At 68.3% G+C, this 1,163-nt stretch carries 1 protein-coding gene; it reads left to right on the forward strand.

Features of this window, described 5'->3' with window-relative positions:
- The coding region (locus tag ACZ4VL_RS40855) for a fimbria/pilus outer membrane usher protein (RefSeq protein WP_468211133.1) at positions 1-1,163 on the forward strand (1,163 nt) is incomplete at both ends.

Genomic DNA, 1,163 nt, shown 5'->3' on the forward strand with positions numbered 1-1,163 from the left:
CATGACCGCCTGGCAGAAAGACGACCTGCAGCGCCAACGGACCTGGCAAGCCGGCGATGTCTACGCCACGCCCCGCATCGGCCCCGTGGCGCTGGGCGGCATTCGCCTCGCGAAGGACCCGGCAGCGCTGGATCCGCTCACGCCGACGTGGCCCGTCCCGACCTTGGGGGGCATCGCGTTGGATCCGGGGCAGGTCAAGGTCCTGTCCAACCAAGCCGAAATCACGCGCCAGGACGTCAACGCCGGCCCCTTCACCGTGGACGGGCGAAACGTGGCCTTGGGGGCCAGCCAAACGGATGTAGTGGTGCGTGACGCCTACGGCCGGGAAACTGCCGTTTCCACTGCACGGCTCTACGTGGCCCCAACCCTGCTGCGTCCTGGACTCTCCGCTTGGGAAATCGCGGCCGGACAAGTCCGCGAAGACGAAAACCGCTACGGCACGGCCGGCGTCAGCGCGTCGTGGGCCAAGGGCGTCAACGACCGCTGGACCATCCGAGCCGGTGGTCAGGTGGACGAGAACGGCAAGGGCAACGTCACCGTGGGTTCCACCTGGGCCCCGGGCACCTGGGGCGTGCTCGACGGGGAGGTGGGGCGCTCAAGCGACGGCGGGACGCGTTGGGCTGCTGCCTACGACTACCGAGGGCCCACCTTTGGCCTGCGGCTGGAACACGAAGAAAACGACGGTTTCTGGCGACTGCAGAGCGAGACGGCGCTGCCCATCGCTTCGCGCACCCAAGCCAGCGTTTCCTACCGCCCGGATCGCCGCTTCACTTTGCGTGGCATCTACAGCGCCATCGACACGGGGCGCTCCAGCCTGGCCTTCGCTTCCTTGGGCGTGAGCGCGAACCTGGGCACTGCAGGCCAAGTGTCCGCCAACGTGCTCCGAGACCTCCAAGGCGACGATCTTCAAGTGTCCGCCAGCTACACCTACCGCTTCGGCAGCAAGGCCAGCGTGGGCGTTCGGGCCCGCCAAGCTCCAGGCCAGGATGCCCTGACCACCCGAGCGACCTACCGCACCGAGGGCGGCCTTCGCTTGGCGGCAGAGCACGCCGAGGGCGATCAGGGCAGCACCCAGGCCACGGCGGATGCCATGACGCGTTACGGCGACGCCCGGATCATGCTGGACCGCTACGACGGGCAAACCCAGGTGGCGGCCAACTTCT

The organism is Streptomyces sp. NPDC029014 (assembly GCF_055564695.1).